We start from the raw sequence: 15934 nt of genomic DNA, 5'->3' as shown, positions 1-15934 counted from the left end.
GCCGGGCCCGCAGTTGGAGGCTCTTCGGCCCGCAATTGGAAAACGAGGTTTTATTACTTGTAAAAATACAAAATGAAGCTGATGATAGGGGATTATATCTAACGAATGTATGGTTAGAGTGTAAGAAATGAATCTGTTACATCAGCGGTCAGGTTGGCTTATGCCTTTCTTCCTTTCCAAATGCTCGTAACTTTTTTATGTATCATCATAACATTCAGTAAAGATACTACGAGGAACAGAACACTACCTGTTATCCAACATGGAAGCAACGATTCTGTTTCCAATTGTGGAAAGAGCGTGCTGATAATTTCTGTATAGTAACTGCGTATCCATGCTACCCCGCTGACAGACAATAACAATACTGACAGATTCAAAACGATTGTCAGAATATTGTAGGGAAGTGCTACGCGGTTCGGGCTGTATCCTATCAGAAGCAGGTTCTCCAGTTTTACGGTATTCTTTTGTAACAGTAAGAAAATGCTTAGCATCAGGATGTAAAAGGATAAAATGCTGATGAATAATCCTACTCCCATGACAATACCGGTAATGAGACGCAGGAAATAAGTCGTTTTTCCGGCATCCAGACTATCGCCTTCGGTTTCGTAACGGTTCTGTTGGAAATAGTTGCTGATGGCTGTGTCGGTAGGGTTCTTTACTTCAACGATGAGGCGGGAAGGTTGGGCTTCTTTGCCGGGAGCAAAACTCTTGTTTGCCCAGTCCATAAATGTTTGTGGGACAAGAATTGTATTCAGGCGGTTGGAGAAGCCTACAATCTTGCCTTTGAATTGTTCTGTACGTCCGTTGCCCCGTAACATGATATCCATTTGTATCAGATTCATGAGGCCTTCGGAGAGCTTAGGCAGGCTTCGGCTTTGTGCAAAACCGAAGTTATATAGATTCAGGTAATTACGGGGGATGATAATAGGTATAATCGGAGAGGTTTCATCAAAGTGCCATTTGTCCAGATTTACATCTACATACTCGTCGGGTACAGACTCAAAAAACATTTCGGTGGAAAGGTGTATTCCGGCTTCCTGCATTCCCAAGCCAGCGGACACTTTGAATAAGGAGGGGGTGAAAGCTCCCACGCTTTCGGTGAAAGGTTGCTCTTTCATCTCCTCGATTTCTTTTGGGGAGAAAGTATTGCTTTTTCCGGTAAAGCTGCCGAGTGTACTGATTCTTTTGGTGGCGATGATGTAATTCTTCTTCATGAAGCTGTCTCCCTGCGTAAAGATAGGGAGTGTGTCCCGATAGAATTGTATACTCAGTAATACAATCATCATACCAAAGAGGTTGGCGAGGAAAAATCCGGTCAGCTGACCTACACTGATATGTTGGCGGAGAAGTTTCCAAACAAGTTTGTTCATGATTTTGAATTATGATTTATGGATTATAGACGGAGGGTTTCATCGTACTTAAGCTCCAAGTGCTTTCCAATGGATGTTACAATAATTCCGGCACCTTGTTCTTCGGCTTCTTCTATGAGTAAACGTCCCATTATGGCACTGTTTTCATCATCTAAATGGCTGATAGGTTCGTCCAAGAAGATAAAGTCAAACGGTTGGCAAAGGCTACGGATAAAAGCGACACGTTGCTGTTGCCCAAAAGAAAGTTTACCGGCTCTTTCATTGATTTTATCGGGAATGCCGATTGCTTCAAAAAGAGCGAGAATTTCTTTTTTCTTCTTGTAGTTGGTCAAGCGATTCTTTAATAGGATATTCTCGAGAGCGGTCAGTTCCGGAAAGATACGGAGTTCCTGAAAAAGGATACTGAGCGAATTTTTTCGTATATCTGTCCATTCGTCAACAGAGAATGAACGGATGTTTTGTTCGTCAAAATTGATGATACCCTGATAGTCGCGGCGATACCCGTAGATATAACTGCATAAAGACGATTTTCCGGTCCCTGAGCCTGCTTCTATCAAATAACGTTTCCCCTTGCTGAAAACGATGTCTTGATGCCATATCTGTGAAGTAATGGTGTCACGGTCGGCAAAGACCTGAGGCAGGGTTTGTTGTAAATGAATGTGGTTCATTAATTACAAATTATTAATTACGCATTAAGTGTGCTGAACACTAATCACTAAACGCTGGCCGCTAATTACATTCCTGCAAATAACTTGGCAAAGTCAACTAGTTGTTTTAGGGCATTCTCGTTCTTTTCGCTCAGAACAATTGTGAAGTTTGTCCGGTTCTTGTCTCCCCGCAGGTTCAATTCTTCAATTTTCATGATTAACTGATAGAGGATATTGATTTCCGGTTCGTCTGATGCATATTCCATAAGCACGCGGAGATTGCTCAATGTGAGCAGCTCATCGCTGGTCAATGAGATATTGAAAGGCCTTCCGTGTATCATGCTCATCATGGCTTTCTGTAACTCTCGTGAGTTTTTGGGGTGGAATGGCTGGTTGTTTTCTTTGGTATCTCCTTTGAAGTCGGCACTTTGTAAAGTGGCGTATATGCGTCCATTCTCAAACAGTACATAACCCAGCAGTTGTGTGCCGTGCGGCCAGTTCAGCACACCGCGAACATCCATTGGAAGAGCATCGGGAGTTGCCAACAAACGTATATCTCCCTTTTGCTGCATCATCGGAGTAAAATATTTATTTGTATGGATGCTCTTGTCTGCGGTTTGCTGCATAAGGGCGGTGATAGCCGGTTGTAATTTCTGTAGTTGTTCCGAACTGCCACCATACACTCCGAGCAGCGTACCGTTATTGTAGGCAAGCAGTATTCCGGCATCTTTTATTTCGGTACTCTGATAACCTTTGGCTTTTACCGGAGCGGTGCATAGTTGTTCTTGAACAAGTATTTTAAGTATGGCTTCAAACTTTTCCAGATCGGTAATCTTTAAGGTGATTGCTGTGTTGTGCAGGGTAGGAGCCTCGAATAGGTAAACCGGAGCGTTCCAGTCTATTCCACTTTCTGCGGGATTATTCAGCAAGGTTTCCACTTCTTTTTTCAGGTTGGTATTCTTGCTTTCGAGAAGCAGGCCCAACAGTTTTTGCAAGGCGGCTTGGTTGTCTGAATGGTTCAGTCCGGCTTTATTGATAATGCTCTTTATGTTGAGTGCCGCTACTTCAGTGGCATTGGCAGGGATTACATGGGTATATTCTGTTTTTGGGGCAGTTTCATTACATGAACCCAGACACAGCACTATCAGCAGGACGGGGAGTAAATAGAAGAAAATACTTTTTTTCATATCGTATTATTGATTTTGTAAGTTCAATATATGGCAGGCTACAAGCGCTGCCGTTTCAGTACGCAATCGGGAACGTCCAAGACTAATAGGCTCGAAACCGTTTTCAATGGCTTTTTTCACTTCTTCTTCGCTGAAGTCACCTTCCGGTCCAATCAGTACCAATGCGTCTTCTCCTTTCCGGATAATATCTTTCAATAAAGGTTTGTTGCCTTCATAGCAATGTGCAATGAATTTGCGGCCTTTGAAAGGCTGGCTGACGAATTTATTAAAATCAGTCATTTCATTCAGTTGTGGCAAGCGTGCTTTTAGGGATTGCTTGATGGCGGAAATCAGTATTTTAGCAATACGTTCGGTCTTGATTATTTTGCGCTCTGAGAAACGGCAGTTAAGAAAAGTGAGTTCATCAAAACCTATTTCAGTAGCTTTCTCCGCAAACCACTCCGTACGATCCATGTTCTTGGTGGGAGCCATTGCGATGTGCAGATGCCCGTTCCATAATGGTTCTTGGTGAATGGTTTCGAGTATGTTGACAAGACAGCGCTTATTCGTTGCAGTACCAATTTCTGCGCGATAGAAGTACCCTTTACCATCGGTTAGCATTACTTCGTCACCGGTTTGCAATCTTAATACGCGGATAGCATGAGCGGCTTCTTCTTCGGGCAACTCGGCTTGCAATTGTATGTCGGGAGTATAGAATACATGCATGATTGTTTATTGTTTTTTGTGTTGATTGATAATGTCCCTCAGTTGGGCGGCGCGTTCGTAATCTTCCTCGTCTATGGCTTTTTGAAGGGCGACTTTCAACTGCTCCAAAGTCTTTTGGGGTGCAGTATTGCCTGTATTGTCTTCGTTCTCATTTATAGTGATGCTATGTTCTGTTTTCAGGCATTCGGCTTCCAGTATGTCATCGTATATGAAGATTGGAGCATTCATGCGCAAGGCAAGGGCCACGGCATCGCTGGTACGTGCATCAATACGAAGGATTGTTTCTTCTGCCTTCATGTAGAGATAGCAATAGAATACTCCATTGTCTACTTTATAGATGAGTACACGCAATAAATTAACTCCCAGTGCTTTGAGGATGGAAGCAAACAGTGTATGTGTTAGCGGGCGGGGCGGAATAATACCTCTCATCTCAATCATCATGGATTGTGCTTCGGCACTGCCAATAATGACCGGCAATTGTCGTGGGCCATTTACTTCGCCCAATACCATAGCATAGGCACCAACCTGCGCCTGGCTATTTGAAATATTCAATACTTGCAGTTCAATCTTCTTTTTGTTCATTCTATTATTCTACCACCTTGTCGGTTTCTTTTTCCGTAGTATGCTTATAACGGAATACGATTCCGAATAATATTCCAATAACTAAGGCATAACCTGCGAATATGAGCCATACAGGCGTCCACTCACGACTTATCAAACCGCCACCGGGAGCATATACAGAGAATGCGTCTACTACGGCACCACTGGCATATCCGCCTATGATTGCTCCCAATCCGTTTGTCATCATAAAAAAGAGCCCCTGTGCGCTGGCACGAATACTTGGATGGGCTTCCATTTCAGTGAATAGTGAACCAGAGACATTGAAAAAGTCAAAAGCCATGCCATATACAATCATGGAAAGGATTAGCATCCACAACCCGCTGCCAGGGTCTCCTAAACCAAACAATCCGAAACGGAATACCCAGGCAAACATACTGATGAGCATAACACGTTTTATTCCGAAATGTTTCAGGAAGAACGGAATAGCGAGAATGAATAACGTCTCGCTCATTTGGGAAATGGAGAGTAAAATTACAGAGTGCTTTACTCCGAAAGAGTCTGCATATTGAGGAATAGAAGCAAACGAACTTAAGAATAAGTCTCCATAAGTATTTGTAATTTGCAGCGCTGCACCTAACAACATGGAGAACAAGAAGAAAATTGCCATCTTCTTACGTTTGAAAAGTACCAATGCATCAAGTCCAAAAGCGGAGAGCATCGTTTTTCCTTCACTGCGGGCTGGTGGGCAACCGGGAAGAGAAAAGGCATAAAGTCCTAAGATGATTGCTGAAATAGCCGCTACATAGAGTTGTGCGGGACCAGTTTTGAATCCGGTAAGGTCTACAGCCCACATGGCGCAAATGAAACCTACCGTTCCCCATACCCGTATCGGTGGGAAGTCTTTTATCAGGTCGAGTTTATATTGTTCCAGTGCATTGTACGAAACTGTATTGGCCAATGACAGTGTGGGCATATATACAAGCATATTGAGTAGCATTGCCCAATACATATGACTGTATGTAGTGGCAGTGGATGCATAAATCAGAGCACCGGCACCGATAAGATGGAGTATGCCGTAAAGACGTTCGGCATTTACCCATTTGTCGGCGATAATTCCCATGAGTCCGGGCATGATAAGCGAAGCGATTCCCATGGTTGCAAAGATTGCGCCAATCTGGCCGCCTTCAAAATGTAATGTACCGCCCATATAGCCGCCTAATGAGATAAGCCATGCTCCCCAAATAAAGAATTGGAGAAACTGCATAGCTGTGAGTCGGAATTTGATGCTCATAATATTAGCTTTTTTGAATATTGTTGAATTGTGTAATAGGTGCAAATGTACGACGCAACAGGCAGAAAAACAAGAAGTGTATATAAAAAAAGAAGGCTATCTATCCCAGACAGCCAATCTTTATTAACCTTAAATCTAATACCATGAAAAACACAGTGCAAAGATAATGGGTTTTATGTTATACAACATAATGCTTTGATGTTTTTCTTCTTTGTATTAACATGATTTAATATTTTGGTGTTTATTCTACATATAAAACAAGCCCTTTCAGGTATTCTCCTTCGGGGTGGTAGATGCTTACGGGATGGTCGGCAGGTTGCGTCAGTTGGTGCAGAATGCGTACGCTGCGACCGGACATGGCAGCTGCGGTGAATACAGCTGTACGGAAATTCTCTTTGCTGACGGCTTGCGAACAAGAGAAAGTGAAAAGTATGCCACCCGGTTTGATTTTCTCAAAAGCCTTGACGTTCAGTTTGCGGTATCCTTGCAGGGCATTGCGCAATGCGTCGCGGTGCTTGGCAAATGCCGGCGGGTCCAGAACGATAAGGTCGTATTGGTCGCCCATGCGGTCAAGGTACTTAAAGGCATCTTCTGCATAGGCGGCATGGCGGCTATCACCGGGGAAATTCAATTCAATATTCTTATTCGTCAGGTCAATGGCCTTGGCTGAGCTGTCTACGGAATGTACCAGTTTGGCATTGCCGCGCATGGCATAGACCGAGAATCCGCCGGTATAGCAGAACATATTCAGTACGCTGCGACCATTGGCATAGCGTTCCAGCAATGAACGGTTTTCTCGTTGGTCCACAAAGAAACCTGTTTTCTGACCTTTCAACCAGTCGATATGGAATTTTAAGCCGTATTCCATAGCGATATTATCAGTACTTCCACCTTTCAGAAAACCATTCTCAGGATAAAGGTCGGCTTTGAATGGGAGAGTTGTTTCGGATTTATAGTAGATATTGTCAATCTTATCACCCATAACCTCGGTTAACGCATCGGCTATTGCCATACGGTCGAGGTGCATACCGGCGGAATGTGCCTGCATAACGGCTGTACGGGCATAGATGTCAATCACGAGTCCGGGCAGGTTGTCCCCCTCACCATGTACCAGACGGTAAGTGTTGTTGGTGGGGCTCTCGGCAATGCCAATGCTGCGTCGCATATCGTAGGCTATACTAAGCTTACGTTTCCAAAAGTCGGTATCGATGGTTTCATCTTGACGGAAGCTAAGTACGCGAACAGCAATACTGCCAATCTGAAAATGTCCTTTAGCTATAAATTCTTTCTTGGATGTATAGATTTCGACAACTTCTCCTTCTTCTGGCTCTCCGTCGAAATGTGCAATAGCACCGGAAAATACCCAAGGGTGGAAACGTTTTAATGATTCTTCTTTGCCGGACTTTAGATATACTTTATACATAAATTATAATTAAGATGTGGTAATGCTATAATGTGGTTGTGTGGCAACTCTCTTCGGTTGCCATTTCAAAATCACCGGTACGCTTCAGTTCCTGCAACCGGTTGTATATGTTTAGGCAAGCCCACGCATCGGTGGCTGCATATTGCTGTTGGGACGGTGTCAGCGCTTCGGCTTCCCAATTAGACAGACGCTGGCTTTTTGATATCTTTTCATTAAAAAGAATCGCATAGATTTTTTGCAGGCTTTTATCTTGGATACCGAATGTGCGGACATATTCTTGTAACTCGACACAGGCGCGTTGTTCAAATGGGGCACGTTTGTGCAGCATCATGAAGTCGTCACGCAAGGAGAGACCGACTTTGGTTACGCCGGGATTTTCGAGCAGCATGATAATCGGAAGAGTCAGCCCGGTGAGATTGAGACGGAAAAGGAAACAGTGCTCTTCCGATGAAATTTGCAGTAAGGCTACCTTGTGAGATTGCCCCTTGGTGAAGGAAGGGCGTGTCTCGCTGTCAATGCCCAGTATGGAACATCTTTTTAAATAAGCCACCGCACGTTCTGCCTCCTGAGGGGTTTGTACTATATGTATCTCCCCCGGAAAGACAGCTTTGGGCATTTCCTTTACTTCTTCTTTATCTATACTTCTTTTGATAATCATAGTTTACAGTTTATTCCTCTTCCTCTTTATTGTCTTCCTCTTCCGGTTGGTTGTATCTTACGTCATGCAGGGCACGCAAAGTATTCACTAACTTTTGTCCCCAGTATAGGGTAAAATGTTCTTGGCAGACGGCGAGCGAGTCGTTCATTGTTTCATTAAGCCCCAGCTGGAATACGAAGATAAAGTCTCTGATGTCTTGATAGATGTCGGCCAAGTCTTCGGAAATGTTTCTTGTGATAGGTTGGTCACTGTATTTCATGTCCGATACAAATACATCAAGGTAGTCGTCTTTCTCGGCGAGAATACCTGCCAGATTCATGCGGAGTATTTCGTACGTTTCCTCTGTTACAAATGTCTCGAGGGCTTCATCGCCTATCGTTTCGCACTTGGGTAGCATGGAAGCTTTGAGATAAAGCAAAGGAAGTATTTTTAAGGATGTATCGACGAAGACGGAACGTTTCATGGTTTCCGTCTGTTCCAAGAACTTGCAGAACTCGGCAGCTACGGTTACGAATTCCACAACATTACGGTCGAATATCACTTGACTTTCTTTTTTCATATCTTCTTGATTTGAAACGCAAAGGTACGAAAAAGGTTTGAAAGCATTACTGCATAAGCTTTTTTTTGTTACTTTTGCGTCATTATACGGATATTAGCGGAATAGATTTTATGGTCAAGAAAAATACAATCAAAGATACGGAACGCTCTCTTTCTCTTTTCGGAAAGATAGCCGCTGTTTTAAAGAATGAAACCGTCCATTTTGTTGTCGGTCTGATACTGGTAATCTTCTCGGTTTACCTGTTGCTGGCCTTTTCGTCTTTCTTCTTTACAGGAGCGGCGGATCAAAGTATTATAGATTCCGGTAATACGCAGGATTTGATTTCTACGCATAATGGGGTGAAGAACTATGCCGGTTCACGTGGGGCACAGCTTGCCAGTTATTTAATAAACGAATGCTTTGGCATATCATCTTTCTTTATTTTGGTATTCTTGGCCGTGGCTGGATTAAAACTGATGCGTGTCCGTGTGGTACGTTTATGGAAGTGGTTTATTGGATGCTCGTTGCTGTTGGTCTGGTTCTCGGTATTCTTTGGTTTCGTGTTTGTGGACCAATATAAAGACTCTTTCCTTTATTTGGGCGGTATGCATGGGTATAATGTCAGCAATTGGCTGGTGTCTCAGGTTGGGGTACCGGGTGTATGGATGATATTGCTGGTTACTGCCATCTGTTTCCTTATTTATCTGAGCGCACGTACTGTAATCTGGTTGAGGAAACTCTTTAGCCTTAGCTTTCTGAAACATAATGAAAAGAAAGAAAGCGAATCCGGTGAAGCGCCGGAAGAGTTTACGGACTCTTGGACAGTGAAAGGAAAGAAGCCGCAGACTGTGGCTGAAACATCCTCTGATGTGGAAAAAGAGGGACCAGCTCAGAAACCGGATGAATCCGGTAAAGAGGAAGAGGATGATGAGGATAGCCATGAGATAACGCTCGATTTAGGAGAAGTGGCAAAGGATAAAGCCACAACAGCCAATGAGGAAGGCGAAGTGCTGATGACGATTGAAACTCCGTCTCCGGATATAACTTCCGCCATTCCGCCTTCGGTGCAGCAAGGAAGCAATGAACCTGTTTTTGAAGTGGAAACAGTGGAAGATGAAGAATATCGCGGTCCGGAGATAGAACCGTATAATCCTTGTCTTGATTTGGAAAACTATCATTATCCTACAATCGATTTGATGAAGCATTATGATAATGCCGAACCTACGATTGATATGGCAGAACAAAACGCTAATAAGGATAAGATTATCAATACACTGCGTAGCTTCGGCATCGAAATCAGTACTATTAAGGCTACGGTTGGTCCTACGGTGACGTTGTATGAAATAACACCGGAACAAGGTGTCCGTATTTCTAAGATACGCGGTTTGGAAGATGATATTGCTCTTAGCCTTTCTGCCTTGGGCATCCGTATCATTGCTCCGATACCGGGAAAAGGAACAATTGGTATTGAAGTTCCTAACTCCAATCCGAAGATTGTTTCCGGGCAGAGCATTATCGGCAGCAAGAAGTTTCAGGAATCTACGTACGATTTGCCGATTGCGCTGGGCAAGACTATTACCAATGAAGTCTTTATGGTGGATTTGTGCAAAATGCCGCACGTGCTCGTTGCCGGTGCTACCGGTCAGGGTAAGTCTGTAGGACTGAATGCTATCATTACTTCCTTGTTATATAAGAAACATCCCGCAGAACTGAAGTTCGTGCTGGTAGACCCGAAGAAAGTGGAATTCAGTATCTATTCGGTGATTGAACATCATTTCCTTGCCAAACTGCCCGACGGTGAGGACGCCATTATAACGGATGTAACCAAGGTTGTTCAGACTTTGAACTCTATCTGTATTGAAATGGATACACGCTACGATCTGTTGAAGGCTGCACATGTACGTAATATTAAAGAATACAATGAAAAGTTTATCAATCGCCGTCTGAATCCGGAAAAAGGGCATAAGTTCATGCCGTATATCGTAGTGGTGATAGATGAGTTCGGTGACCTGATTATGACAGCCGGTAAAGATGTGGAATTGCCCATTGCCCGTATCGCCCAGTTGGCGCGTGCCGTTGGCATACACATGATTATCGCTACACAGCGTCCTACGACAAATATTATTACGGGTACGATTAAAGCTAACTTCCCGGCACGTATTGCTTTCCGAGTATCGGCTATGGTGGACTCCCGCACTATCCTTGACAGACCGGGAGCTAACCAGTTGATAGGTCGCGGTGATATGCTGTTCTTGCAAGGCGCAGATCCTGTTCGTGTGCAGTGTGCATTTATTGATACACCGGAAGTTGCGGAGATTACGAAGTTTATAGCCCGTCAGCAAGGTTATCCTACGGCATTTTATCTGCCTGAGTATGTAGACGAGAACGCAGGCGGTGACTTGGGTGATGTGGACATGGGGCGCCTTGACCCATTGTTTGAAGACGCTGCCCAACTGATTGTTTATCAACAGCAGGGTTCCACTTCACTTATCCAGCGTAAGTTTGCTATTGGTTATAACCGTGCGGGACGTATTATGGATCAGTTGGAAAAAGCGGGAATTGTAGGTCCGGCACAGGGTAGTAAGGCGCGTGAAGTGTTCTGTGCGGACATAACGGATTTGGAAGCGCGTTTGAACAATTTGTAATAAACCAACGTTTGAATTACATGAAAATCAAAAGCTTTTTGTTTACTTTTTGGATGCTTGGTTTGGTTTTGCCCGTAGCTGCGCAACAGTCGGATGCCAAAGATATACTTGATCGTGTGGCGGATGCTTTCCGCAAAGAAAATGGGATAAAACTGACTTTTTCGGTTCGTGCACCTGAAGGAAACTCGAATGGTTCCATTTGCCTGAAGGATGACAAATTCCTGTTGGAAACAGAAGGTATGACGACGTGGTTTGATGGACGTACGCAATGGAGTTATCTGGCTTCCAGTGATGAAGTCAATGTTTCCGAACCTACTCCGGAAGAATTGCAGGGTATTAATCCTTATGCATGGTTGTCCCTCTATAAGAAAGACTATAAATTGAAAGTGGCTAAAATAGGTAATGCTTCGGATAATACAACCTACAAAGTAGTGATGACCGCTACCAAACGGGATCAAGATATACAATGTATTATCTTGTATATAGAGAAACGCTCTTTTCGTCCTTTGAGGCTTAGTATGGTTCAGAGGGGGAGTAAAGATGCAGTATTGGTGCTTATAAATTCCTATCAAACAGGAAAAAAATATGATGACGGCCTTTTTGTATTTGATAAGAAAGCATATCCTACGGCTGAAATAATTGATTTAAGATGATGAAATGTACTATTTATAACAGAATAATAATATGGAAGCAGAAAAAGTAAAATGTTTAATTATAGGTTCCGGTCCTGCCGGATATACAGCGGCTATTTATGCTGCGCGTGCTAACCTTTCTCCCGTCCTGTATGAGGGCTTGCAACCCGGTGGTCAGTTGACTACCACAACCGATATTGAGAATTTCCCCGGTTATCCGGAAGGTATTAACGGTACGCAGATGATGGAAGATTTGCGTAAACAGGCCGAGCGCTTCGGCACAGATTTGCGTTTCGGTGTGGCTACGGCTGCCGACTTGAGTCAAGCTCCGTATAAGATAACTATTGACGAAGAGAAGGTTATCGAGGCGCAAACCATTATCATTGCAACCGGAGCGGCTGCCAAATATTTAGGATTGGAAGACGAGAAAAAGTATGCCGGTATGGGTGTCAGCGCTTGTGCTACTTGCGACGGTTTCTTCTATCGTAAGAAAGTGGTGGCAGTAGTTGGAGGTGGAGATACAGCTTGTGAGGAAGCCTCTTATTTGGCAGGCTTGGCAAGCAAGGTATATCTGATTGTGCGTAAGCCATTCTTACGTGCTTCCAAGATTATGCAGGAACGTGTTATGAACAACGAGAAGATTGAAGTCTTGTTTGAACACAATGCGGTAGGACTGTACGGAGATAATGGTGTGGAAGGCGTGCACTTGGTGAAACGTATGGGTGAACCGGATGAACAACGCTACGACTTGGCAATCGATGGTTTCTTCTTGGCTATCGGTCATAAGCCTAATTCTGATATTTTCAAACCTTATGTTGATACGGATGAAACAGGTTATATTCTGACAGCTCCCGGCACTCCCCGTACAAAGGTTCCCGGAGTCTTTGCTGCAGGAGATGTTGCCGATCCTCACTATCGTCAAGCCATTACGGCAGCGGCTACAGGGTGTATGGCAGCTATTGAGGCAGAGAGATTCTTGCTAAGTTAAAATGAAGAATTAAGAATTTAGGCTGCGCAATAATATTTGTTATACTACATTTATTTATTGCGCAGCCTAAATTCTTAATTCTTCATTCTTCATTCTTCATTTAGCCTATTTTACTTATCTTCTTCAGTTTTTCTTCATCAATAATCTTAATCTTTCGTCCGTCAATGGTAATCAGGCGTTCCGTTGCAAACTGTGAAAGCGTACGGATAGCATTGGACGTCGTCATGTTGGAAAGATTGGCCAAATCTTCACGAGACAAGTAGATGCTTAATGTAGAACCGTCTTCTTCCAAACCATAACTTTCTTTGAGGAAAATAAGAGACTCAGCCAAACGTCCGCGAATATGTTTTTGGGTGAGGTTTACGGTACGCTCGTCGGCAATGCCGAGGTCTATGGATAATTGCCTGATAAAAAACATTGCTAATTCATTGTTTTGTGATAACAATGTCATAATGGCTGTCATTGGTATCAGGCATACCAATGAAGGTTCAAAAGCGCAGGCTGCGGTCACATAATCCGCTTTTGCGAAATAAGGACGGTATCCAAAGTATTCGGTTGGCTTAATCATTCGGATAATCTGGCTTCTTCCGCCTACACCATCTTTATAGATTTTGACTTTTCCATTCAGTAGACACATCAGATTAGTGGGTGTCTCACCTTCACAATGAATAATCTCGTTCTTTTTATAATTCTGGAGCGTAAAATGGTTAGCGAGGAATTCTCGCTGTTCTTCATTCAGGGGTGACCATATATCGGGAATCAACTCCGGAACATTAATATCAGATAAGTTTATTTTTACCATAAATGCTGCAAAACTGTGTTGTACAGCACAAATGTAAAAAGAAAAAATTAAAAACGGCACATTTGTATCAAAAAATTGCAATAAAGGGCTTATGAATGATGAATTGTTATTCGGCATGACAGTACCGCCAATTCATCATTCATAATTAATTTAGCGGCAAAGCCGCTAAATTATCATTTAGTGAATAACAGTTCCCTGTATTTCGGCAATGGCCATATCTCATCGTCTATTTCCATTTCAAGATTGTCAATATGTTCACGAATACTTTCCAGATACGGACGTACAGTTTCTTCGTATGCAAAGGCTTTGTCTTTATAATTGTCCATATGATTGGCTACTTTGCGTGCTTCCGTCATTTCGCGTACCTGCATCTTGATAGCTGTCACGCGGTGAGATATTTCACGTATCAGTTCTTTGCGGTCAGCGCTAAGAATTTCATATTCTTCGGGGGGGAATGTCTCGCGTAGTCCTCGCAGATTTTCCAGTAAGCGGTTCTGATAAATGACCGCAGTCGGAACGATATGGTTAATGGCAAGGTCGCCCAAAACACGGCTTTCAATTTGCACCTTCATGGTGTATTTTTCTAACTCTACTTCAAGGCGACAGGCTAATTCAGTTTCATTGAAGATACGTTCACCGATAAGTACGGAGCGGGCTTGATTGTCCATATAGCGCATCAGGGCTTCCGGCACATGGCAGATGTTTGTCAATCCGCGGGTGGCAGCTTCTTGTTTCCATTGCTCGGAATAACCGTCTCCTTCAAACCGGATAGGTTCGGAAGCGATGATGGTTTCTTTCAATATGCGGAAGATGGCTTCATCCTTGCCGACACCTTCTTCCATTAGTTTTTCAATGGAAACTTTGAACTCGTTCAGCTGATTGGCCATTGCTGCATTGATGGCAATCATGGCAGCTGCGCAGTTGGCAGATGAGCCGGCGGCGCGGAACTCAAAGCGATTGCCGGTGAAAGCGAAGGGGGAGGTACGGTTACGGTCTGTCGTATCCAATAGTATCTCAGGAATACGTCCGATACCCAGTTTAAGAGTCGTCTTTTCTTCGGCTGTCATTTTGCTGTTGCTTACCTGACGGGCTATTTCGTCGAGGATAGAAGATAATTGCTTACCCAAAAAAATGGACAAAATAGCGGGAGGAGCTTCATTGGCACCCAGACGATAGCTGTTTCCCGCACTTGCAATGGAAGCGCGAAGCAGGTCTTGGTTTTTATATACCATCATCAGTACATTCACAAGGAATGTAAGGAATAACATATTACCTTTCGGGTTTTTCCCCGGAGCAAAGAGATTTATTCCCGTATCAGTGCAAAGCGACCAGTTGTTGTGTTTACCCGAACCGTTCACGCCGCTGTATGGTTTCTCGTGCAGTAGTACGGCGAAGTTGTGTTTGCGGGCAATGCGTTTCATCAAGTCCATAACCAACTGGTTGTGGTCATTGGCGAGATTGGCGTTTTCAAAGATGGGAGCCAACTCAAATTGGTTGGGGGCTACCTCGTTGTGGCGTGTTTTGACGGGGATGCCCAGTTTGTGGCATTCTATTTCCAGCTCTTTCATAAAAGCTGTCACACGTGGTGGGATAGAACCGAAATAGTGGTCTTCCAACTGTTGGTCTTTGGCTGACGAGTGCCCCATTAATGTACGTCCTGTCAGACATAAATCCGGACGTGCGTTGTAGAGTGCGGAGTCTACGAGGAAATATTCCTGTTCCCAGCCCAAATTGGTATATACGCGTGTTATGTTTTTGTCAAAAAGCTGGCAGACGTCCGTCGCTGCTTTGTCTACTGCTGCGAGTGCTTTGAGCAAGGGAGTTTTATAGTCCAGCGCCTCACCGGTATAAGAGATGAAAATGGTTGGAATACAAAGCGTGGTTTCCACGACGAAGGCCGGTGAAGACACGTCCCATGCCGTATATCCGCGTGCTTCGAATGTATTACGGATACCACCGTTGGGGAAAGAAGAGGCGTCCGGTTCTTGCTGGATAAGCAACTTCCCGGAAAAGCGTTCAATGACATCTCCGTCTTCTCCGAACTCGATGAAGCCGTCATGTTTTTCGGCTGTTCCGTCCGTCAGGGGTTGGAACCAATGCGTGTAGTGAGTAACATTCAGGGACTTGGCCCAGCTTTTCATTCCGTTTGCTATTAAGTCGGCCATTTCCCGGCTGATGGGAGTGCCTTTTTCAATAGCGTCTGTAACGGCTTTGAAAGCTTCTTTAGGCAGGTATTCCTGCATCTTTTTACGGTCGAAAACGTGGCTGCCGTAGTAATCGGACAACTTGTTTGAAGGGGTGATGACTTCAAGAGGGCGACGATTGGCGAGCTCTTGCAAAGCAAAAAATCTCATTTTTGACATATTAGTCTCTTCTTTTGTTGGTTGTTGGGTGCAAAATTATATGTTTTTTCTGAATTACCCCCTATTCTTTAGGGGGTAATCTTGGATTTTTATATGTTTTTTGAAGAATTACCCCCTAAAAAAGAGG

General features: G+C 43.8%; 14 protein-coding genes. 3 read left to right on the top strand and 11 right to left on the bottom strand.

Annotated features, from left to right (window positions below):
- Nucleotides 1-158: 158 nt before the first annotated feature.
- The 9 genes from DW121_RS00370 to DW121_RS00330 all read right to left on the bottom strand — a co-directional run bounded on the left by DW121_RS00370 (nucleotide 159) and on the right by DW121_RS00330 (nucleotide 8398).
- Nucleotides 159-1367: an ABC transporter permease gene (locus DW121_RS00370; RefSeq protein ID WP_118322668.1), complete on the bottom strand. Its 1209-nt coding sequence runs from the start codon at nucleotides 1365-1367 to the stop codon at nucleotides 159-161.
- 23 nt (nucleotides 1368-1390) lie between these two features.
- Nucleotides 1391-2035: an ATP-binding cassette domain-containing protein gene (locus DW121_RS00365; RefSeq protein WP_117712924.1), complete on the bottom strand. Its 645-nt coding sequence runs from the start codon at nucleotides 2033-2035 to the stop codon at nucleotides 1391-1393.
- A gap of 65 nt (nucleotides 2036-2100) precedes the next feature.
- Nucleotides 2101-3201 (bottom strand): DUF4836 family protein, encoded by a 1101-nt coding sequence (locus tag DW121_RS00360; protein WP_118322665.1) that lies wholly within the window; start codon nucleotides 3199-3201, stop codon nucleotides 2101-2103.
- Nucleotides 3202-3207: 6 nt separating this feature from the next.
- Nucleotides 3208-3906: a 16S rRNA (uracil(1498)-N(3))-methyltransferase gene (locus DW121_RS00355; RefSeq protein WP_117712922.1), complete on the bottom strand. Its 699-nt coding sequence runs from the start codon at nucleotides 3904-3906 to the stop codon at nucleotides 3208-3210.
- A gap of 6 nt (nucleotides 3907-3912) precedes the next feature.
- The gene (locus DW121_RS00350) at nucleotides 3913-4488 is read right to left on the bottom strand and encodes a bifunctional nuclease family protein (RefSeq protein ID WP_118322662.1); all 576 of its coding nucleotides are present in this window, start codon (nucleotides 4486-4488) and stop codon (nucleotides 3913-3915) included.
- A gap of 4 nt (nucleotides 4489-4492) precedes the next feature.
- Nucleotides 4493-5758 carry a nucleoside permease gene (locus DW121_RS00345; RefSeq protein WP_117712920.1) on the bottom strand — a complete coding sequence of 422 codons (1266 nt, stop codon included), beginning with the start codon at nucleotides 5756-5758 and terminating at the stop codon, nucleotides 4493-4495.
- 241 nt (nucleotides 5759-5999) lie between these two features.
- Nucleotides 6000-7181, bottom strand: coding sequence for a class I SAM-dependent rRNA methyltransferase (locus DW121_RS00340; RefSeq protein ID WP_118322659.1), 1182 nt, complete (start codon nucleotides 7179-7181; stop codon nucleotides 6000-6002).
- A gap of 25 nt (nucleotides 7182-7206) precedes the next feature.
- A complete protein-coding gene (locus DW121_RS00335; protein WP_117712918.1) occupies nucleotides 7207-7839 on the bottom strand; it encodes a 3'-5' exonuclease in 633 nt (210 codons plus the stop codon).
- Nucleotides 7840-7849: 10 nt separating this feature from the next.
- Nucleotides 7850-8398 (bottom strand): DUF5063 domain-containing protein, encoded by a 549-nt coding sequence (locus DW121_RS00330; protein WP_117712917.1) that lies wholly within the window; start codon nucleotides 8396-8398, stop codon nucleotides 7850-7852.
- A gap of 110 nt (nucleotides 8399-8508) precedes the next feature.
- Between DW121_RS00330 and DW121_RS00325 the strand changes: the two genes are divergently transcribed.
- Genes DW121_RS00325 through trxB form a run of 3 tightly spaced genes read left to right on the top strand, consistent with a single transcriptional unit; the run spans nucleotide 8509 to nucleotide 12642 of the window.
- Nucleotides 8509-11022 carry an FtsK/SpoIIIE family DNA translocase gene (locus tag DW121_RS00325; protein ID WP_117712916.1) on the top strand — a complete coding sequence of 838 codons (2514 nt, stop codon included), beginning with the start codon at nucleotides 8509-8511 and terminating at the stop codon, nucleotides 11020-11022.
- 20 nt (nucleotides 11023-11042) lie between these two features.
- Nucleotides 11043-11675, top strand: coding sequence for a LolA-like putative outer membrane lipoprotein chaperone (locus DW121_RS00320; RefSeq protein ID WP_117712915.1), 633 nt, complete (start codon nucleotides 11043-11045; stop codon nucleotides 11673-11675).
- Between the two features lie 31 nt (nucleotides 11676-11706).
- A complete protein-coding gene (gene trxB, locus DW121_RS00315) occupies nucleotides 11707-12642 on the top strand; it encodes a thioredoxin-disulfide reductase (protein ID WP_118322656.1) in 936 nt (311 codons plus the stop codon).
- 100 nt (nucleotides 12643-12742) lie between these two features.
- Here the strand turns inward: trxB and DW121_RS00310 are convergent, their stop codons facing one another.
- Nucleotides 12743-13444, bottom strand: coding sequence for a Crp/Fnr family transcriptional regulator (locus tag DW121_RS00310; protein ID WP_117712913.1), 702 nt, complete (start codon nucleotides 13442-13444; stop codon nucleotides 12743-12745).
- A 173-nt stretch (nucleotides 13445-13617) separates the two neighbouring features.
- On the bottom strand, nucleotides 13618-15807 hold the full coding sequence (locus tag DW121_RS00305; protein WP_118322653.1) for a glutamine synthetase III: 2190 nt from the start codon (nucleotides 15805-15807) through the stop codon (nucleotides 13618-13620).
- Nucleotides 15808-15934 lie beyond the last annotated feature (127 nt).

Origin of the sequence: Bacteroides sp. AM10-21B, assembly GCF_003472565.1 — a bacterium.
Classification (GTDB): Bacteria; Bacteroidota; Bacteroidia; order Bacteroidales; family Bacteroidaceae; genus Bacteroides; species Bacteroides propionicigenes.
This window is presented reverse-complemented; position numbering and strand designations above follow the sequence as displayed.